The organism is Polycladomyces abyssicola (assembly GCF_018326425.1).
Taxonomy (GTDB): domain Bacteria; phylum Bacillota; class Bacilli; order Thermoactinomycetales; family JIR-001; genus Polycladomyces; species Polycladomyces abyssicola.
The window spans coordinates 2,155,531-2,175,380 of the sequence record NZ_AP024601.1; the positions used below are offsets into that span (position 1 = coordinate 2,155,531).

Genomic DNA, 19,850 nt, shown 5'->3' on the forward strand with positions numbered 1-19,850 from the left:
CCCTCTCCACAGATTCTCGGCTGGATTTAGCATCCACTCCATCGTTCACCCTACAACAGATGCACGCCGATAACCGCTACCACGATTCCCAGCAGTGCACCCAGGATCACCGGTTCTGCTCGGTCGTGCATGCGGTATCTCGTCCCCGTGAGCAAGAGGGCCATCAAATACACCAAAATCGTAACCAGCAACTGACCAATAATCAAGACCAGAGAGGTGGCGATGCAGAAAGCGAGGGAAGTGGTGATGCTGGGTTCCCAACGTGCACGATCCAATCGGTGCATCCATCCCTTGATCATGAGCGTGAGGAAAAAATCAAACGCAATAATCGCGGCAAGGCCGATGTTGAGCGGATAATGGGAGCCTTTGAAATATGCGGAGAACAGTTTATCGAGATAGGGCCAAAACACACTGACGCCGACCACCACAGCCAGACCGGCGCACAACAATACGGCGCCGGCGGCGACGTCTTTGGCTACTTTGGCCAACGGGTGGAATTCTTCGGTGACCATGTCCACGACCGACTCAACGGCAGTGTTGAACAACTCGGCCACCAACACCAGGATGATGGTGACAAACAGCAACAGCGCTTCCGCCTTGCTTAACGGCAGGTACAAACTTAACAGCAACACGCCCAGTGCACTGAGGAAGTGAACGCGCATATTGCGCTGGGTGACCAGCGTGTAGCGCAATCCTTCCAATGCATACCGAAAACTTCGGACCACTTTGCCCAACCACATAAGAGAACCCCTACCTTTTTAAGCCGACTCGCTCCAAAATCTCCTCCTGACGTGTAAACATCTCTTTTTCTTCCGCCTCCGTGCCGTGATCATACCCCAAGAGATGCAAAAAACCGTGTACCGCGAGAAATCCCAGTTCCCGTTCGAATGAGTGTCCGTACTCCGCTGCTTGCTCCTCTGTACGCGGGATGGAGATGAAAATGTCGCCCAGCGGAACCGGCTCCCCGTCCGTGGTTTCCCATTCCTCATCCGGCTCCCACAACGGAAAGGACAACACATCCGTGGGCCGGTCCACATCCCGGTATTCGCGATTGAGCCGGCGAATGGCCTCATTATCCAACAACGTGACGGACACTTCGGCCGGCGGCAATTGTTCGATCTCCGCTCCCGCCTCCAGACACCGTTCGATCCATACCAGCGCCGCACGCTGGGATTCCGTCAAATCGGTTTCCACATTGAGGTCAATAGTGATGCTCATGCCTGTTTCACCCCTTTATTCGGCCATTCGTCCGGATATTCGATGCGTGAATGGAAAATACCGTTTAAGGTTTCACACATCGAACGGGCGATCACGTCCAATTCTTTCAATGTCAGATCGCACTCGTTGAATTGACCGTCTTCCAGGCGATCTTGGATGATCTTACGCACGATCCCTTCTATGCGGGCCGGTGTCGGACGAGCCAACGAACGGACGGCCGCCTCCACGCAATCGGCAATACCGACGATGGCCGCTTCCTTAAATTGCGCTTTGGGACCCGGATAGCGGTAATCTCCTTCCAACACCTTCCCTCCGTCGCTTTGTTTCATCGCCTTGTGATAAAAGTATTTGAGCAAGGTCGTGCCGTGGTGTTGAGCCGCGATGTCCCGAATCGGTTTGGGGATGCCGTGTTCCTCCAACATCTCCACACCATCCTTGGGATGGGACAGGATGATGGTTTTGCTTAAGTTGGGCGAGATTTTGTCATGCGGATTTTCTCCCATCTGGTTTTCGATGAAAAACTGAGGGCGTTTGGTTTTTCCGATATCGTGATAATACGCACCCACACGTGCCAAGAGACCGTTGGCCCCGATGGCTTCCGCAGCCGCTTCGGACAAATTGCCGACAATGATCGAATGATGGTAGGTTCCGGGTGTTTCGATTAATAGTTTGCGCAACAGCGGATGGTTGGGATTGGACAACTCCAACAGGCGGAGCGGGGAAAGGATTTCAAAGACTGTTTCAAAATAGGGCAAAAAGCCGATCGTGAGAACAGCGGAGAACAACCCGCTGGCAAAGCCGAACCCGATGGACCAAAACCAGTCTCCCCAACCGCTTTCGATCGGCGCCAGCAAAAAAACAGCCGTGATCGGCACCAAGCTGGCCAATGACGCGATCAGCCCGGCACGCAAAATGGAAGTGCGGTTGTGAACACCGGACAATCCCCACGCACCAGCCATTCCGATCACCAAAGACACCAAGCCGTAACGGAAATCAAACAACAGGTGGCTTTCGGTGTTGAACATCACACTGGCCAAAATGGCGAACAGCACCGCACAACTCAGCGCCAAATGGATGTCCAACAGCAGAGTGATCAGCATCGTGCCAAAAGCGACGGGGGCCAAATAGCCCAACGTGCTCCATTCCAAATTTTGCCCTACCGCCACCACTCTCATCCCCGCAGCCGTCAGCAATACGATGGTGGCCAACATCAAGAGCCGTGCATTGTCCCGATGCACCTCAGGCTCGTAGCGATGTACGAACCCGTACAGCATGACCAACAGCAACAAGACAAACAAACCCAATCCCAAATGCGGCCATGGGTTTGTATAATCTTGGATCAAGCCGAGTTCCTTCAGTTTGCGGTGCTGATCGGGAGTGATCACTTCCCCGGCGGAAACGATGATCTGTCCCTTTTTGATCGGCACGGGTTCCACACTGTCCCATGCCGCTTCCCGAAGCGCCTTGGTTCTGGCTTCATCGTAAAATTCGTTGGGTACAATGCTCGCCCGAACCAATTCCCGTATGACACTGCGGGATTGGGCATTGATCGACGATGCCAACAGCTCGCGATCCACCTCGTTCCGCTTTTGCTCCAACTCGGTCTGGCGGACGCCGGATGAGAGGATGTTGCGGGCGATCTCCCGGCTCACAAAACGCATTTCCGTCAGTTGGTCGGGAGAGGTTCGGACGAGTTGAGTATAAAAGGCATCCGATAAACGATAGGGGATCAATTCCCGCACGCTTTTGATTTTCTGCTGCTCCGTCAAAGAAGTGTCGGCGACGATTCGGCGCGCGTCCGTGAAGATGCGATCCAACCGCTCAATCAAAATCCCCGTCAGCTCATCATCCCGTCGGTACTGCTTTTCAACCGCATCCGCCGCCTGTTTTCGGGCGGCTTCCGTCGCCTCCGAGTCCACTTTGGTGACAGGCGATACGATGGTTTCCGTGCTGATCGAACCCGGTGACAACTCATATTGCTTGGGCAAGACCGCGTTCATCATCATCAAGTATAGCAACACACCGACCACAAAATAGATCAACAGTCGGACGCGGACGCTGGTTTGCGTGCCAGCAGGGAGCCGTATACGTCGAAACCTTCTAGACGGAGGTTCATTGGTGGATATCATCTTTTGATCCACTCCTTCACGTTCTCCCGCTAGGCATAACGATCATAAGCATCGATGATTTTTTGCACCAACGTGTGACGGACGACATCTTCCTGCCCCAAATAGACAAACCGGATTTCCGGTACCGAACGCAACACGCGTTGTGCTTCTTTTAATCCAGATTGTTTGCCCTTGGGCAAATCAATTTGCGTAACGTCACCGGTCACGACCATTTTGGACCCGAAGCCCAACCGCGTCAAAAACATCTTCATCTGCTCGGGCGTCGTATTTTGGGCTTCATCCAAAATGACGAACGAATCCTCCAGTGTGCGCCCACGCATATACGCCAAGGGCGCCACTTCGATTAATCCGCGTTCCATCATTTTGGTCACCTGTTCCGCTCCGAGCATGGTATATAAACTGTCATACAGCGGTCGTAAATACGGGTCTACTTTTTCCTGCAGGTCTCCCGGCAAAAACCCGAGGCTTTCGCCCGCCTCCACCGCTGGCCGCGTCAGCACGATCCGCTTGACGCGATGCGACTTCAGCGCCGTCACCGCCATAACAACTGCCAAGAACGTTTTCCCCGTCCCGGCAGGACCGATACCGAAGACGATATCATGCTTCCGGATGGCGGAGACGTAATGACGTTGCCCCAACGTTTTGGCTTGAACGGACTTCCCTTTGTAGGTGACGCCGATCCGCTCGTCATACAGCTCCAGCAGTTCATCGACCATTCCCTGCCGGGCCAAACGGTGAGCGTACACGACATCCCTCTCGGTGATGGGAGTCCCCCGGCGAATCAACGTCAACAAGACGCGGAACAAATGGCCGAGCACCGCTTGTTCCTCTTGCGATCCGGTGATGACGACCTCTTCTCCGCGCGCAACGATTTTGGCAGTTGTGTTGGCCTCGATCTGCTTCAGATATGTATCATGAGGCCCGAACAAACTCAACGCTTCACCTGCATCACGCAAACGAATTTTCATGGGTTGTTGACCTTGTTGCAAATGGCTCATTCTCCTTGCAAAATCGGTTGTGGCACCGCAATGTTTTCGACTGCATTGAAGTGTATCTTCAAATAAACTTTACCATTGTCCAGTCGCTCGTGCAAAACTTTTTCCTCCAACACCCTGCCTTCTTGCCCCAGACGGGCCAGTAAATCCGCACGGGCCCGCTCCATTCCCAAGCGGACCGCTTCTTCCCTCGTCAAGGTGCGTCGCACCCATTTCATCTCCATCCGTTTCTCATTGACCCATCCGATGGGCAGACGCCAATTACGCACTCGGACAGCGTGGAATTCCTGCATGGTTTCATATCGCTCAAAGGGAACCGGATTCCACCAGAAAGAAAGCCTCAAGACACGTGAACCTATATATAAGTGGGTGGAAACATGACGTTCGCCGGTGAACACTTTTCGTTTTTGTGTGAGTGGAATGACCACTTCCGAGTCATACCACATGATCCCCAGCACTTTTCCTTTTGCCCCGACCAAGCGAAGCGATCCCTTTTCATCGGGGTTGCCGTAATAACCCGAAATCAATACCTGCCCCTTGCGCACCATATCAGAAACGCCCACCATGGGACGCCCCCGTTCCACACGCATGTCGTACACCATGGCATCCCGCTTGGCAATGAAGTTGACGGGACCACGGTCATCGTTTTGTTCTGTGGGATCCACCCGCTTTTTTTCCACAACGGTGATAATTGCCCGCGTTCCCTCCAACCGGAATCCCACCCAGGATACGTTTGGAAGATTACGGGACAATCGATACTGCACCGACTCCGTGTCAGGAAGGCGGTATTTCACCTGACCGACGTACACGCCCTCCTGCTTGGCCAACTTAAGAATCTGTTCATCCGGGATGGTCTCATTTCCTTCTACATCCACCCGCCACACGATGGAGGTCATGACAAACAGCATCGCCAAAAACAGCACGATGCCCGCCATAAAGAATTTCCTCCGCTCAATCTTGTGCAACCAAAAAGGCAATCCCTTCTTGCCGACGATACGCATGTGGATTCCCGTACGCCGCACAAGAGGCACCATACGATAAAAATCTTGGACCGCCAGGGTAAACCGTAGTCGTTTCTCATCTTCCCAACGAATATTTTTCAGTTGGATTTCGGCATTCATCGCCCGATTCAGCCACTGTGTCAAGTTGTCTCCTTTGAGTTCCACCCGTAGGTAACCGGTCATCGATCGTGGCCACTTGTGTCGCGTCACGGCTCCCTCTCCTCATTTCGCAAACTCGATCCCGTGTATGTTCCCCTCGATCCACACCTCGTCCCGATAAATGGCGCGAATCGTCAATTGCGCTCCTGTAATGCGCAGGCTTCCCTCACTCAACCGCAAACGCAGTTCCCCGTCGCTGAAATGCGTCACTTCCCGGTAATTTTCAACCGCGATTTGATGAGACCCGATCATTTGAATGCGCGGAACGTCGGACGTCACATCCGAGGGAAGATCCAGCCATTGAAAGGCTCGTTTTCGCAGCTTGCTGCTCATCTTCCGCATGGACCAGCCCTCCATCTCCTTTCTAACCCTTATGCCGTCCCAATCGATTTTATGAGGGCAAAAGTAAAAGCGATGCGTCAAGACGCACCGCCCAGATTGATAGAAAAGTCCGCAGGTCCCGATCTCCCGTCTGATGCGCGAAACAACAGATTGAGTCCCTCGACGGAAATTGCGGACCCACTCCCAAAATCGCGAGTGGTTCAATCTTTTACCATGATATGAGGGAGAAAGGTCCATCCCTGTTTGACCTCAGCTTTGTTGTTGTTGAGCCTGGCGAACCAATCGTTTCGTAATTTCCCCACCGACAGATCCGTTAGCACGGGCCGTTTCCGCTCCACCCAACGTCACGCCGAATTCTGCGGCAATCTCTTCTTTAAACTGATTGATGACCGCTCCAGCCCCCGGAACCAGCAACTTGTTGCTGCTGCGCGTGCGTGCCATGGTTTCACCCCCTTTGTCGATTAGTATGAACCGATGGGGGTGTGCCATCAGTCGCACATGTTTCCATGTCAAACAACGGCAAAGCATCCGCCTCGTCACGACAAGCATGTCAGTTCTTCACAATCAAGGAAAAACCCGACGTCATGTCGGGTGAGTTTACAAAGTGGTATAGGGAGTTTATCACTCGTTCTTCGCTCAATCGGGATAAGCTACCGTAACGTGTCTTCACCTATCCCGAGGAAGTTTACGGCTGAGCGGCCGCAATGCCCGAGGCGGACCCAGAATCTCCTGCATGATGACCGCACGGGACCAGTCCTCCCGTGCCCATTGCATCGGGGATCTCTTTTTTGTTTGCTTCGGCCTTACCCGGGGCTGCACCGCCCGCGCAGCCGACACCGCCGTAACCGGTGCTCTCCCCTTTTTTGGCTTTTTCTTCGTGGAAACCGAAGCTTCATTCGTGTGAGAAAAAGGGCGTTTCTGATCTGTTTCGGCCATACGCGGTCGGGAGAGGGAACGCCGTTGATCACCTCTCGACAGCCATCCCACCAATCGGGTCAATAGAAACAATCCGACGGCCAACAGCATCCAGCCCACACCGGTGCACCTCCCCGCAGACGTTGTCAGGCTCCGCGATTGACATCATACGAAGACCACCGAACGCTCATCAGCCCTGCTCGTCCTCTTCCGTATCGGCAGAGCGGCTGATCGATTTGCGCATCGCGGTATCCGCCATCACATTTTGTAAATGATAGTAATCCATAACCCCCAATTTTCCGGAGCGCAACGCTTCCGCCATCGCCAGTGGCACTTGTGCTTCCGCCTCCACCACTTTGGCGCGCATCTCCTCCACTCGTGCGCGCATCTCCTGCTCTTTGGCCACTGCCATCGCCCGGCGCTCCTCGGCCTTGGCTTGGGCGATCCGTTTGTCCGCTTCAGCTTGATCGGTCTGCAGTCGGGCGCCGATGTTTTCCCCGATATCCACGTCGGCAATGTCAATGGAGAGGATTTCAAAGGCCGTTCCCGCATCCAATCCCTTGCTCAGCACGGTGTTGGAGATCATGTCAGGATTTTCTAACACTTCTTTGTGGCTGTTGGCCGAACCGTTGGTGGTTACGATCCCTTCGCCGACCCGGGCGATGATCGTCTCTTCTCCAGCACCGCCGACCAAACGGTCGATATTGGCGCGGACGGTCACCCGAGCTCTCACTTTCACCTCGATTCCATCTTTGGCCACGGCGGAGACCACCGGGGTTTCAATCACCTTGGGATTGACACTCATCTGCACTGCTTCCAACACATCACGTCCTGCCAAGTCGATCGCCGCCGCCCGTTCAAACACCAAATCGATGTCCGCCCGCTGCGCGGCGATCAGGGCGTCCACTACCCGATCCACATTCCCTCCGGCCAGGTAATGCGTTTCCAACTGGACGATGTTCACATCCAGACCCGCTTTTCTCGCTTTGATCAAAGAATTGACGATACGTGCCGGCACAATTCGTCGCAACCGCATTCCGATCAATGTGGTCAATCCGACATAAACTCCGGACGCCATCGCACTGATCCACAACATCACGGGTACGAACGTAAACAGGATGGACAAGAAAATAATACCGACCACCACGAGTAAAATGACCAATACGTCGGCACTCATACGTTCATCCTCCGTTTTTTGGTAATGAAAAACGATTTTGACAAATGGGGGTCAAAAAAACAGCGCACCCCACGCTGTAAACCACTTGACCCACGGTGTCTGCTCCATCCATTGGGATGAAATCGCCAAACAGATGGTACGCAATTATTCCTGATCCCGGTTGACCGGAGTTATCGGAAGGGATTCCCAACTCCGGCAACCTCGCATTACAGACCAGCGAAGTGTTTGATCACCGATGGTTTCAGCCACCACGCAGGGTACACTGCCCCGTACATGCTATCATCAAAACTGACAACCGCTGTTCACGGCATCAGCTCAATACTTCCTGCACCAAACGGTTGACCAGTTTTCCGTCCGCACGTCCTTTGACACGCGGCATGATTGCCTTCATCACTTTACCCATGTCAGCTTTGGACGAAGCACCTATTTCCTGCACCACTTCCCGTACCAGCTCGCGCAGTTCCTCTTCACTCAACTGCTCGGGCAGGTACGGTTCGATCACCGTAATTTCCTCCCGCAGTTGCTGAACCAGGTCATCCCGTCCTGCCTCTTCAAACTGTTGCAAGGCGTCTTTACGCTTTTTCAGCTCGCGCATCAGGACTTCGATCACTTCTTCATCGCTCAGCGTATGTTGTCGCTGAATCTCTTCATTTTTGATCTCGGAACGAAGCATACGGATCACGGAAAGCTTGGTCTTTTCTTTGTTTTTCATTGCAGTCTTCATGTCCTGGTTCAACCGTTCCAAAAGGCTCACCTTGACAGCCACCTTTCCTTACTTCCGCTTTTTCCGTGCAGCCTCGGATTTCTTTTTCCGGCGAACACTGGGTTTATCGTAGTGTTCCCGTTTTCTCAACTCGGCCAGCACGCCGTCTTTCGAGCAGGAACGCTTAAACCGGCGCAATGCGTTATCCAGCGATTCGTTTTTGCGCACGCGAACCTCCGCCATGCCTATCCCTCCCCTCCGCGGGTCAGCGAGCCGCCCAAACGAAAGCGGCCGGGGTAAAACAAAGTTGACCACCACCAAGCGGTGACCGATTTCCCCGCGAAGGGAAAGTCCGCACCTGCCGGTTCTCGCTGTCAACCTGCCCCCATGCAGCCCGTAGGATGCCTACCGGCCTGAAAAAGACCAGTTTGATGTTGCAGAGTCAGCCTTCATTATACATTAGCAGAAAAAGGCATGTCAAAGACCTTGGATTGCTACATCAACCCGGAGGCCATGTCAGTTGCCGGCCGCCGATCAGATGGAAATGAAGGTGAAAAACGGTTTGGCCACCTTCTTTCCCATAGTTGTTTACCACACGAAATCCCTTTTCCGACAATCCCAGCTCCTTGGCCAGCTTGGAAGCCACCGTGAACAAATGACCCAACACAGCCGGGTCGCGATCCGCCGCTTCGATCACGTCGGAGTGATGCTCCTTGGGAATCAACAGAACATGTACTGGTGCGACAGGATTGATATCCTTAAACGCCAGCACACGGTCGTCCTCATACACTTTTTCGGACGGGATCTCTCCCTTGACGATACCGCAAAACAGACAATCGGCCACGCATGACCCTCCTTGTCCTTCTGATGGCCACATTATACCAAGAAAATGCCCTTAGACAAAAGGTGTTTGAAACGATTTATAAGTGAGCAGGAAAACACAGGCCTTAGGGTTGGGGTGACAGCGACATGTCAGATGAAAACGAGAAGCCCACGACGACCAAAGGGAGTGCTATGTGAGGCCAGTCACCGAGTCCCGGCACTAAATAAAGAACACACGCATAGGATACAACGATCGCCCACCGGAAGAAAGGAGGGAAATCGACATGACCCGCGACAAACAAACAGATAACCAGTTGCGGCGCCTGATCCGCAAAATGGTAAAGGAAGAGCTGGAAAAAATGTTCCCCAAGGACCTTTCTGCTCCACCAAACCCCTTTGACGATCCGGCTTTTGACCATGATTACCCTTCCCCCCCTCCATCAACCCGCTCCCTCAAAAAAGCGGGCAACCCACCACCCTGGGCGGTATTCGGCTCTCCTCAGCTCGATCCGGAACGCCATCCCGAACAGGGGAAACGGCCCATGCCGCCACCGGAATGGCCAGTCCCCTTCTCTCCCGGTAGGGAACCGGGAATGGAGCCACCCCCGTTCATCCCGAAACGAAACAAACAACGTTGACCAGACCTGCGCTCACAAACAATCAAAGCCCTGATGGGGCTTTTTTCTTTTGGACTCATGCCTGTCTCCGCTTGGCCATATATTGGAATCAAGGGCGGGGAGGGGGAGCCATGCGCGAATTGTTGATCCCTTTTGCAACAGGGTTGACGATTTTTCTGTTCGGTTTGCAACTGATCCGTTTCGGATTGGAAACGATGGCTGGTCGGCATTTGCAATCGGTGTTGTTGCGATTTACCAAAACACCGTTTCGCAGTTTTATGACCGGGATTGTTGCCACCGGTTTCTTGCAGAGCAGCAGTGCAGTTACCGTACTGACGATCGGGTTCGTCAATGCCGGATTGATGAATTTTACGCAAACGGTGGGTTTGATTTTGGGCACCAATATCGGCACTACCGTCACAACCGAAATACTGGCTCTGAAAATTGAGGATTTCGCCTTGCCGATGATTGTCTCCGGTGCTGCCATCTGGCTGTTGCCATGGAAACGGTTCGCGTGGATTGGCGTGGTCATCAGCGGGTTCGGCTGTATTTTTCTCGGAATGAACATCATGCAATGGCTGGCCGTACCACTAAAAGAGCAGGGATGGATGACGTGGCTGCTCAGCCGTGGAGATGCTGTACAAACCGGTCTTACAGCCGGCATATTGATGACGGCAGTCATTCAGAGCAGCAGTGCCACCATCGCGATGACCATGGGCTTTTTTGCATCAGGCCTGATTTCCCTTCCCTTTGCCGTGGCCGTCGTGTTGGGGAGTAATGTGGGCACATGTGTTACCGGGTTATTGGCCGTGATCGGTGCCAACCGAGCCGCGAAGCAAGTGGCGGTGGCCCACTTGTTGCTGAATGTGGGCGGAATGTTGCTGTTCTCACCGTTTATCTCCGCATTTGCGGACTGGGTGGCGACGTTGTCCGCCAATCCTGCAACGCAAGTGGCGCACGCTCAAACCTTGTTTAACATCATCTGTTCATTGATCATGCTTCCCTTCACCAGCACATATGCTCGGTTTATTACCAGACTGGTGCCATCGAGGGAGTTGCGTACTTGACATTACACACGGCTGAAGCGTGTCACGGAAATTTCCGGTGCCGTATTCTTTCAGGTGGGTGCATCGGTAACCATCGCACCAATACAAAAAAGCCGCCTATGCAGGCGGGCTTTTTGGTTCCGATCCTCAGGCCGGAGTTGCAGATCCATCAATACCCTTGCGTTCCCCGGGCACCGGTGACGATGGCAACACTGGCACTTGCCCCGATCCGGTTCGCTCCGGCTTCGATCATTTTGCGAGCGGTTTCCGCATCACGCACTCCACCGGAGGCTTTCACTCCCATGTCGGGTCCCACCGTCTCCCGCATCAGCCGGACGGCCGCTTCGGTGGCTCCACCGTATCCAAATCCAGTCGACGTCTTGACAAAGTGTGCCCCCGCCTCCTTGGCCAGTGTGGACGCGATACGAATTTCATCGTCATTCAGCAGGCCTGTCTCCAGGATCACTTTGACCGTTTTTCCACCGGCCGCTTCCACCACAGCCGCGATATCTTCCCGAACAAGCGTGTGATCCCCTGATTTGAGCGCGCCGATATTCATCACCATATCAATTTCATCGGCACCGTTTTCAATGGCGTTCCGGGTTTCGAACGCTTTGGTCTCCTTGGTAGTCGCACCCAACGGAAAGCCGACCACCGTACATACTTTGACATCGGAACCCTTCAACCACTCGGCCGCCCGGGCCACCCAAACCGGGTTGACGCAAACGGAAGCAAAGCCATACTCCTCGGCTTCCCGACACAGTTTTTCGATTTGCGATGCTGTTGCATCCGGTTTCAGCAACGTATGATCGATCATGCTGGCAATGGTTTTCAAGTCCATTCTTCCTCTTCCTTTCCTTGCTCAATCAAACGACAATGCCCAAGCATTGAAACGCTTTTTTCAATACAGATCGATTATTGTCATATCCTTCTCGTTCATGCAACTTCCAAGCCTCTTCTGCACTCAACCACCGCACTGTGTTGATTTCCGACAATTGCGGGACGGCTTGATCCGTTTCAGCTTGTACGAGATAATAGTGGACTTCTTTTTGCACATTCCCTTTGTCGGGGTGAAAATATGTGTAAGATACCGATTCCAGCGGCTGCTCAATCCGGCCGCGAATCCCTGTCTCTTCCTCAATCTCCCTCAGTGCCGTTTCCTCGTGCGTCTCCCCGGGTTCCTGCTTGCCTTTGGGCAGTGTCCAATGTGCATACCGGTCCTCAATCAATAAAATTTCCACGCCATTTGCCGTCCGCCGGTACACTACACCGCCGGCTGATATCTCTTTCAATTGGCACACACCCCTTTGGCCCGTTGTCCTAGGCGGCACAAGTTCACACGTTCGTGATGATAGCATACCACAAACAGCATGGGCAAGGGAAAAGGAAACAGGGAAGTTCAGGTTAGGTCCCTCCGAAATACCCAACTGGTACGGATATAACCCATTTTCCCCTCGTAAAACCGGTGTGCATCCAGACGTTGCACGCTGGATGTCAGTTCCACTCTTTCACACCCATTCGCTCGGGCCCACGACTCCAGATGGGTGAGCAACATTGCTCCATATCCCTTGGATCGTTGTTGGGAATCCGTCACCAGATCATAGACAAACAAGTGTCGTCCATTGTAGAAATTGTGACGAATCCCTACACCGGCCAGCGCCATCCACTCTCCGTCCCGGGCCAGTCCAAACAGCCGGTACCCTTCCTTTCGCATGGCATGCAACAGGTCCACATATTTCTCCTCGGTGAGACCGTTCCTAAGTTGACGTATGAGCGGAAAAGCGGATCGGAAGTCTTCTTCAGTCGTTAATTCTTGAATCGTATGTCCACCTCCCGGTTCTTCCCGATACACAGACGGACTGTGCCACAGCGCCAAAAGATTCCCGTACCATGGCATCAATTTTTCCGCTTCATCGAGGTCTCTCCACTCTATGCGCTGAATCTCAGGATCTTCGGTTGCCATCTTGCCGCCCACTACACGACCGCGAAAGGTGAAAAACACCACATGATCGGATGACATCCGTTCGGTAATCTGCACCACATGATCCACTTCTACGTCATAACCAGTTTCTTCCTTCGTTTCCCGTATCGCCGCCTCGCGCAGCGTCTCCCCCTCTTCCCGTTTACCGCCCGGGAGACTCCAGAGCGCCTCGTTCTGCACCATCAACACCCGTTTTTGCTCCTCATCTACAATCAGTACGGAAACCACGTCGATTCGTTCCACGTTATTCACTCCATTACGTAAAAGGGTAACGACCTTTTCGTAACAAAATGAGTGATAATTGTCAATAGTGATACCAAACGGAATCTAAAAAACGACCCCAAATGGGGTCGCGAGATTGTTGCAAAGTGTTAGAGCGTTTATGCTTCGATTTCCCGGTTCGCTCCGTCATTTACACCGCTTTCGGTTTGGATGCCGGACGGGGCACGTCCCGTACCACTGTGGCAAATGTGCCGCGACAGTATTCGGCCCCCGCTTCGTCGATTTTCACGCGGCATACCTGGCCGATCAGGTCGTCATTGCCTTCGAAGACCACTTGCAGATAGTTGTCGGAATAGCCCATATACAACCCGCTGTCCGGCGCTTCTTTGAACGGACGCTCCGGGATCACTTCCAGCACATCACCGACAAACCGTTTCGCGTATTTGAGCGAGAGACGGTTGGACAATTCGATCAAGCGGTGAACCCGTTCGTGTTTCACTTCTTCCGGCACTTGGTTTTCCATCCGGGCCGCCGGCGTACCGGTCCGTTTGGAATACGGGAAGACGTGAAGTTCCGCAAATTCCAGCTCCTCAATCAATCGATAGCCGTTTTCAAACTGCTCGTCTGTCTCGCCCGGGAATCCGACGATCACATCGGTCGTAATCGCCACGTTGGGCATCGCCTCTTTGACTTGTTCGATTTTACGTCGGTACTCGTCCACCGTGTACTTGCGGCGCATCCGTTTCAACACTTCGTCATCCCCGGCTTGAAGCGGGATATGCAGATGACGGCACATTTTGTCCGAGGCGTTAAGCACTTCGATCACCCGGTCGGTGATCTGGCTGGCTTCGATCGAGCTGATGCGGACGCGTTTGAGCCCGTCAATCTGGTCCAAATCCCACAGAAGATCCGCCAGCGTGTAATTTTCCAGGTCTTCACCGTATCCGCCTGTGTGAATGCCGGTCAGGACGATCTCCTTGTACCCCGCTTCCACCAGTTGGCGGGCCTGTTTGAGGACGCTCTCCGGTTTCCGGCTGCGCATCAGCCCCCGTGCCCACGGAATGATGCAGAAGGTGCAGAAGTTGTTGCATCCTTCCTGGATCTTGAGCGATGCACGCGTCCGTTCTGAAAATGTCGGGACGTCCAACTCCTCGAACTCCCGTGCTTTCATGATGTTTTTCACCGCATTGATCGGTTGTCGCTCCCGTTTGTACTGTTCCACATATTCCAGGAGTTTGTCCCGTCCCTGCGTGCCGACGACGATGTCCACACCCGGTATGGCCATGATCTCCTTGGGAGAGGTTTGCGCGTAGCAACCGGTAACCGCCACCACCGCATCCGGGTTGCGGCGAATGGCCCGACGGATGACCTGCCGGCTTTTTTTGTCCCCGGTGTTGGTCACCGTACAGGTGTTGATTACATATACGTCGGCTTTTTGTTCGAAATCCACTTTTTTGTAACCGGCTTGTTTGAACAGCTGCCAGATCGCCTCCGTTTCGTAGGCGTTCACTTTGCAGCCTAACGTATGAAACGCAACGGTGCTCATGCCCGTTCACCTCCCATCTCACCTGATGCATACATCACTGCGGTCAGCATGGCGACGGCGGCCGTTTCGGTCCGCAGGATGCGGGGACCCAAACTGACCGGAACGGCTCCGGCCGCTTCTGCTTCCCACACTTCTCTTTCCTCAAAACCGCCTTCCGGTCCGACAATCAACATAAAGGACGAGTGATCGTCCTCCGCTAACACCTGTTGGATCGGTTGACCGCCTCCCTCATAGGCGATCATGGCACGACCCGCTGAAGCCGCTCGGGACAACAACATTTGCCAATCCGCCACGGGCATCACTTCGGGAATCGTTCCGCGATGGGCTTGCTCGGCTGCTTCTTTGACGATGCGCATCCACCGTTCCCGCCGTTTTTCCGCTTTCTTTGCATCCCATTTCACAATGGTGCGCGCAGAGACAAACGGCACAAAGGAAGTTGCGCCCAATTCCGTGCCTTTTTGCAACACCCATTCCCATTTATCTCCCTTGGGGAGCGATTGCGCAACCGTAACGGATATGCGCGGCTCTCCCGCGGATGGACGCTTTTCCACCACTCGGCAGACGACCTCATCTGTCCTGATGGTGTCAATGGCTGTCACATAATCGGTTCCTCGACCGTCGCAACAGATGACCGGATCCCCCGGCCGAAACCGCATCACCTTTCTAATATGATGAACATCATCGCCTACAATGGTGATCGTATGAGAACCGATTAAATCGGGGTCGACGAAATAACGTTGCATTGATTCACTCCTCACATTCTACACCTTTTTCGCCACGATGGCTACCCAATCTCCGTCGCGAATGGCTTCCACTATCTGCAATCCTTGCTTTTCCAACTCGCCGCGTACTAGTTTTTCTTTCTCCTGGATGACACCGGAAACGATGAGATGACCTTTGTCCTTCAGCACCCTGGGGACATCCGGTAACATGCGGACGATGATTTCCGCAAGGATATTAGCCACAATGAGATCGACCTGCCCGGTCACACCCCGAAGCAAATCACCTTGACGAACCCGCACGCGATCTTGAACTCCGTTCAACCGAACATTGGCCTCCGCACTGGTCACCGCCACATCGTCCAAATCGAGCGCCAACACCGTCTCCGCACCCAATTTGGCCGCAGCCACACTCAATATCCCGCTGCCGCATCCCACGTCGATCACACTGCCTCGACAGGGGACGTAACGTTCCAACAACTGCAGGCAGAGCGTCGTCGTCGGATGCGTTCCCGTACCAAATGCCATCCCCGGATCCAGCTCGATGATCACTTGATCGTCGCGGTCCGGCTCATACGACTCCCAAACCGGTTTCACGATCATGCGTTTGGAGATACGTACAGGTTTGTAGTAGGCTTTCCACGCCTCCGCCCATGATTCTTCCGACATTTTCCGCGTTGTGACCCGTGCCGGACCCGGATCGAGACCGTGTTCCTCGATCTCCTTCATCAACGATTCGGCTCGCCGGACAAAAGCGGTCACGTCCGACGTTTCGGGAATATAGCATTTCACCCGCACTCCTTCCGACGGGTAATCCTCCATCGATAATGCGGGAATCTCACCGAAAGGACTTTCCCATTCACGTTCCAGCACTTCAGGATCTTCGATGGAAACGCCGTCGGCCCCCATCTCCTGCAACCGAAAGCTGACGGCTTCCACTGCCTCCCGGCTTGTATGGACACAAACCTCTACCCAATTCACGCACTCACCTCCCCAATATAGGAAAAAACGGGCATACGCCCGCTATGACAAGACCTGGAGACTTTTTTTCGGGTCATTCGCCTTTAAAGGCCCGTTTCATCTTGGAGAAAAAGCTGTCGTTTTGCTCAGTGATGTAATCGCCGGTCAACCGTCCGAATTCACGCAGGAGGTTTTTCTGCTCTTCGGTCAAACCGGTCGGTGTCACCACACGGATCCGCACCCGCTGGTCACCCTGACCGTAACCGCGAAGCCGCGGAACCCCTTTGCCACGCAAACGGAATTCCGTTCCCGTCTGCGTACCGGGCGGGATCTTCAATTTGGCACGGCCGTTCAAGGTCGGCACCACCACTTCGTCACCCAGTGCCGCCTGAACGAAAGTGATCGGCAGTTCGCATACGATGTCGTCGTCCTCACGCGTGAAAAATTCATGCGGCTTTACTTTGATCAAAATGTACAAATCGCCTGGCGGTCCACCGTTGATTCCCGGTTCTCCCTCGCCGGCCACTCGGAGTTGCGTACCGTCGTGGACACCGGCGGGTATCCGGATGTTGATTTTCCGTTTCCGCTTGACTTTTCCGGTTCCACCGCACGTGACGCATTTTTGGCGGATAATTTTTCCTTTCCCTTCGCACTGATGACAGATCCGCCGGTTGACGATGCGTCCAAACGGTGTGTTCTGCACGATTTCCGCCTGGCCCGATCCACGGCAAACCGGACAGGTCTCCGGACGTGTACCCGGTTTCGCCCCGGTTCCGGAGCAAGTGGAGCAGGTTTCCGTCCGCGGGACCATCACTTCCATTTCTTTACCGAACACCGCATCTTTAAACTCGACGGTCAGACGAAACTCCAAGTCGGCTCCCTGCCGGGGTGCATTCGGGTTTCTTCTTCTGCCGCCAAAAAACATATCGAAAATGTCGCCGAAACCGAAGTCGGTCTCCCCACCAAATCCACCGAACCCGCCAGTTCCACCCGCTCCCATGTTGGGATCGGCATGTCCGTATTGATCATATTGCGCCTTTTTCTGGGGGTCACTCAGTACTTCGTACGCTTCCTTCACTTCTTTGAACTTCTGCTCCGCATCTGGTTCCTTGTTGACGTCTGGATGATATTTGCGGGCCAGCTTCCGATATGCTTTACGAATCTCCTCGGGGGAAGCGTCCCGGCTGACACCCAGCACTTCGTAGTAATCCCGCTTGCTCACGGGTTCACCCCCCTTTTCCATTTCCCCGGCACACGAATCTTTCTTGCATATTATTCATCAAAAAACGGGGAAGTCAAAGCGAAAGGACACTTTCGCTCCGACCCCCGGCATCTGTGGCTTATTATTTGTCATCATCAACCACTTCGTAATCAGCATCAACGACATTGTCGTCTTTCTTTTTGGTTTCCGCCGATTGGTCGTTTGCTTCATCGGCCGTCTGTTGCTGGGCCGCTTGCTGATACACTTTGACGGAAACCTCCTGCACCACTTTCTCCAACTCTTCAGTGGCCTGCTTGATCGCTTCGGTGTCGTTATCCGACAAGGCTTTCTGTACTTTTTCCTTGGCCTCTTCGATTTTTTTCCGGTCTTCTTCGGAGACTTTGTCGCCCAGATCATTCAAAGTCTTGTTGGTCGTGAAGACCAATTGATCCGCTTTGTTGCGCACTTCAGCGGCCTCTTTGCGCTTTCTGTCTTCCTCGGCGTGCTCTTCCGCTTCTTTGATCATCCGCTGAATCTCTTCTTCGCTCAAGCCGCTGGAAGACTGGATCGTAATGTCCTTGCTCTTGCCGGTCGCCAAGTCTTTCGCCGATACGTTCACAATCCCGTTGGCGTCGATTTTGAACGTTACCTCGATTTGCGGCACACCACGCGGGGCAGGCGGGATGTCTTGCAGTTGGAAACGACCCAGCGATTTGTTGTCGGCCGCCATCGGACGTTCCCCTTGCAGCACGTGGATATCCACCACGGTTTGGTTGTCCGCCGCCGTGGAGAAGATTTGCGATTTCTCCGTCGGGATGGTGGTGTTGCGCGGGATCAATTTGGTGAATACACCGCCCAGCGTTTCAATTCCGAGCGACAGCGGCGTCACGTCCAACAGCACGACGTCTTTCACGTCACCGGACAACACGCCGCCTTGAATGGCCGCACCCATTGCCACCACTTCGTCCGGGTTGACCCCTTTGCTCGGCTCTTTCCCAATGAGTTTCTTGATCGCTTCTTGCACGGCCGGAATCCGGGTCGATCCGCCGACCAGAATCACTTTGTCGATTTGGTGAGGCTCCAATCCCGCGTCTTTCAGTGCCTGACGGGTCGGACCCATGGTACGTTCCACCAAATGGGCGGTCAGTTCTTCAAATTTGGCCCGGGTCAGCGTCACTTCCAGGTTTTTCGGTCCGGTTTCGTCCATCGCCAAGAACGGCTCGGTAATCGTGGTGGTCAGCATACCGGACAACTCTTTTTTCGCCTTTTCCGCCGCCATTTTCAAACGTTGCATCGCCATACGGTCGTTGCGGAGATCAATGCCATGCTCTTTTTTGAACTCTTCAACGAGCCAATCAATGATCGCCTGGTCGAAGTCGTCACCACCCAGGTGGTTGTCCCCGCTGGTCGCTTTCACTTCGAACAGACCGTCACCCAGCTCCAGGATGGAGACGTCGAATGTTCCGCCACCCAGGTCGAAGACGAGAATGGTTTGGTCTTCGCCTTTGTCCAGACCATAAGCAAGCGCGGCAGCCGTCGGTTCGTTGATGATTCGCAACACTTCCAGACCGGCGATCCGACCGGCGTCCTTAGTCGCTTGCCGCTGGCTGTCGTTGAAGTAGGCGGGTACAGTGATGACGGCCTGCGTCACGGGCTCGCCCAGATACGCTTCGGCGTCCGCTTTCAATTTCTGCAGGATCATCGCCGAGATTTCCTGCGGCGTATACTGTTTATCGTCGATTTTCACTTTATAGTCAGTTCCCATGTGCCGTTTGATGGAGATGATGGTTCTGTCCGGGTTGGTGATAGCCTGACGTTTGGCCGACTCACCCACCAACCGTTCTCCGTTTTTGGTAAATCCGACAACGGACGGTGTGGTGCGTCCTCCTTCCGCGTTCGGAATGACGACCACTTCATCTCCATCCATGAACGCCACACAGGAGTTGGTGGTTCCCAAGTCAATGCCTATGACTTTACCCATAGAAATGCCCCCCAAATCATATAATCTCTATTTATCAACTAAATGGTATGATGCAACTTCCAAAAACGATATGTGTCCACGAGAAACAGGCGCAGCGAAAGAAGGGCGCAGACGAG

At 53.8% G+C, this 19,850-nt stretch carries 22 protein-coding genes; 2 read left to right on the forward strand and 20 right to left on the reverse strand.

What is annotated here, in order from left to right; all coding sequences use genetic code 11:
* Positions 1 to 50: 50 nt before the first annotated feature.
* The 12 genes from KI215_RS10885 to KI215_RS10940 form a co-directional block, all read right to left on the reverse strand.
* Positions 51 to 740: a diacylglycerol kinase gene (locus tag KI215_RS10885; RefSeq protein ID WP_212772754.1), complete on the reverse strand. Its 690-nt coding sequence runs from the start codon at positions 738 to 740 to the stop codon at positions 51 to 53.
* Between the two features lie 10 nt (positions 741 to 750).
* Positions 751 to 1,218: an rRNA maturation RNase YbeY gene (gene ybeY, locus KI215_RS10890; protein ID WP_212772755.1), complete on the reverse strand. Its 468-nt coding sequence runs from the start codon at positions 1,216 to 1,218 to the stop codon at positions 751 to 753.
* The gene (locus tag KI215_RS10895) at positions 1,215 to 3,359 is read right to left on the reverse strand and encodes an HD family phosphohydrolase (protein ID WP_246512090.1); all 2,145 of its coding nucleotides are present in this window, start codon (positions 3,357 to 3,359) and stop codon (positions 1,215 to 1,217) included. The genes ybeY and KI215_RS10895 overlap by 4 nt, the downstream gene beginning before the upstream one ends.
* A gap of 17 nt (positions 3,360 to 3,376) precedes the next feature.
* On the reverse strand, positions 3,377 to 4,315 hold the full coding sequence (locus KI215_RS10900; protein ID WP_246512305.1) for a PhoH family protein: 939 nt from the start codon (positions 4,313 to 4,315) through the stop codon (positions 3,377 to 3,379).
* A 26-nt stretch (positions 4,316 to 4,341) separates the two neighbouring features.
* Positions 4,342 to 5,553 (reverse strand): sporulation protein YqfD, encoded by a 1,212-nt coding sequence (yqfD, locus tag KI215_RS10905; protein WP_212772757.1) that lies wholly within the window; start codon positions 5,551 to 5,553, stop codon positions 4,342 to 4,344.
* 12 nt (positions 5,554 to 5,565) lie between these two features.
* On the reverse strand, positions 5,566 to 5,844 hold the full coding sequence (yqfC, locus tag KI215_RS10910) for a sporulation protein YqfC (RefSeq protein ID WP_212772758.1): 279 nt from the start codon (positions 5,842 to 5,844) through the stop codon (positions 5,566 to 5,568).
* A 249-nt stretch (positions 5,845 to 6,093) separates the two neighbouring features.
* On the reverse strand, positions 6,094 to 6,285 hold the full coding sequence (locus KI215_RS10915; RefSeq protein ID WP_212772759.1) for an alpha/beta-type small acid-soluble spore protein: 192 nt from the start codon (positions 6,283 to 6,285) through the stop codon (positions 6,094 to 6,096).
* Between the two features lie 225 nt (positions 6,286 to 6,510).
* A complete protein-coding gene (locus KI215_RS10920; protein WP_212772760.1) occupies positions 6,511 to 6,879 on the reverse strand; it encodes a hypothetical protein in 369 nt (122 codons plus the stop codon).
* A 70-nt stretch (positions 6,880 to 6,949) separates the two neighbouring features.
* Positions 6,950 to 7,936 (reverse strand): flotillin-like protein FloA, encoded by a 987-nt coding sequence (floA, locus tag KI215_RS10925; protein WP_212772761.1) that lies wholly within the window; start codon positions 7,934 to 7,936, stop codon positions 6,950 to 6,952.
* A gap of 310 nt (positions 7,937 to 8,246) precedes the next feature.
* Positions 8,247 to 8,690, reverse strand: coding sequence for a GatB/YqeY domain-containing protein (locus tag KI215_RS10930; RefSeq protein ID WP_212772762.1), 444 nt, complete (start codon positions 8,688 to 8,690; stop codon positions 8,247 to 8,249).
* Between the two features lie 18 nt (positions 8,691 to 8,708).
* Entirely contained in the window at positions 8,709 to 8,882 is a 174-nt protein-coding gene (gene rpsU / locus KI215_RS10935; RefSeq protein WP_205492745.1) for a 30S ribosomal protein S21, read from the reverse strand.
* Between the two features lie 256 nt (positions 8,883 to 9,138).
* Positions 9,139 to 9,483, reverse strand: coding sequence for a histidine triad nucleotide-binding protein (locus KI215_RS10940; protein ID WP_246512091.1), 345 nt, complete (start codon positions 9,481 to 9,483; stop codon positions 9,139 to 9,141).
* A 262-nt stretch (positions 9,484 to 9,745) separates the two neighbouring features.
* Here KI215_RS10940 and KI215_RS10945 point away from each other — a divergent pair, with 262 nt between their 5' ends.
* Together KI215_RS10945 and KI215_RS10950 are read left to right on the forward strand one after the other, a co-directional pair.
* The gene (locus tag KI215_RS10945; protein WP_212772764.1) at positions 9,746 to 10,099 is read left to right on the forward strand and encodes a hypothetical protein; all 354 of its coding nucleotides are present in this window, start codon (positions 9,746 to 9,748) and stop codon (positions 10,097 to 10,099) included.
* Between the two features lie 110 nt (positions 10,100 to 10,209).
* Positions 10,210 to 11,145: a Na/Pi cotransporter family protein gene (locus KI215_RS10950; RefSeq protein WP_212772765.1), complete on the forward strand. Its 936-nt coding sequence runs from the start codon at positions 10,210 to 10,212 to the stop codon at positions 11,143 to 11,145.
* A gap of 148 nt (positions 11,146 to 11,293) precedes the next feature.
* On the opposite strand, the gene deoC is transcribed toward KI215_RS10950, so the two are convergent.
* The 8 genes from deoC to dnaK form a co-directional block, all read right to left on the reverse strand.
* Complete coding sequence (deoC, locus tag KI215_RS10955) at positions 11,294 to 11,965, reverse strand: deoxyribose-phosphate aldolase (RefSeq protein ID WP_212772766.1); 672 nt, start codon at positions 11,963 to 11,965, stop codon at positions 11,294 to 11,296.
* Positions 11,966 to 11,990: 25 nt separating this feature from the next.
* On the reverse strand, positions 11,991 to 12,425 hold the full coding sequence (locus KI215_RS10960; RefSeq protein WP_212772767.1) for an NUDIX hydrolase: 435 nt from the start codon (positions 12,423 to 12,425) through the stop codon (positions 11,991 to 11,993).
* A gap of 98 nt (positions 12,426 to 12,523) precedes the next feature.
* Positions 12,524 to 13,348, reverse strand: a complete 825-nt coding sequence (locus KI215_RS16195; RefSeq protein WP_212772768.1) for a GNAT family N-acetyltransferase — start codon at positions 13,346 to 13,348, stop codon at positions 12,524 to 12,526.
* A 169-nt stretch (positions 13,349 to 13,517) separates the two neighbouring features.
* Positions 13,518 to 14,873: a tRNA (N(6)-L-threonylcarbamoyladenosine(37)-C(2))-methylthiotransferase MtaB gene (gene mtaB, locus KI215_RS10970; protein ID WP_212772769.1), complete on the reverse strand. Its 1,356-nt coding sequence runs from the start codon at positions 14,871 to 14,873 to the stop codon at positions 13,518 to 13,520.
* Complete coding sequence (locus KI215_RS10975) at positions 14,870 to 15,616, reverse strand: 16S rRNA (uracil(1498)-N(3))-methyltransferase (protein WP_212772770.1); 747 nt, start codon at positions 15,614 to 15,616, stop codon at positions 14,870 to 14,872. Before KI215_RS10975 ends, mtaB begins: the two co-directional genes overlap by 4 nt.
* An 18-nt stretch (positions 15,617 to 15,634) precedes the next feature.
* Positions 15,635 to 16,573 (reverse strand): 50S ribosomal protein L11 methyltransferase, encoded by a 939-nt coding sequence (gene prmA / locus KI215_RS10980; protein ID WP_212772771.1) that lies wholly within the window; start codon positions 16,571 to 16,573, stop codon positions 15,635 to 15,637.
* A 73-nt stretch (positions 16,574 to 16,646) separates the two neighbouring features.
* Complete coding sequence (gene dnaJ / locus KI215_RS10985; RefSeq protein WP_212772772.1) at positions 16,647 to 17,774, reverse strand: molecular chaperone DnaJ; 1,128 nt, start codon at positions 17,772 to 17,774, stop codon at positions 16,647 to 16,649.
* A gap of 121 nt (positions 17,775 to 17,895) precedes the next feature.
* Positions 17,896 to 19,734 carry a molecular chaperone DnaK gene (dnaK, locus tag KI215_RS10990; protein ID WP_212772773.1) on the reverse strand — a complete coding sequence of 613 codons (1,839 nt, stop codon included), beginning with the start codon at positions 19,732 to 19,734 and terminating at the stop codon, positions 17,896 to 17,898.
* Positions 19,735 to 19,850: the final 116 nt, after the last annotated feature.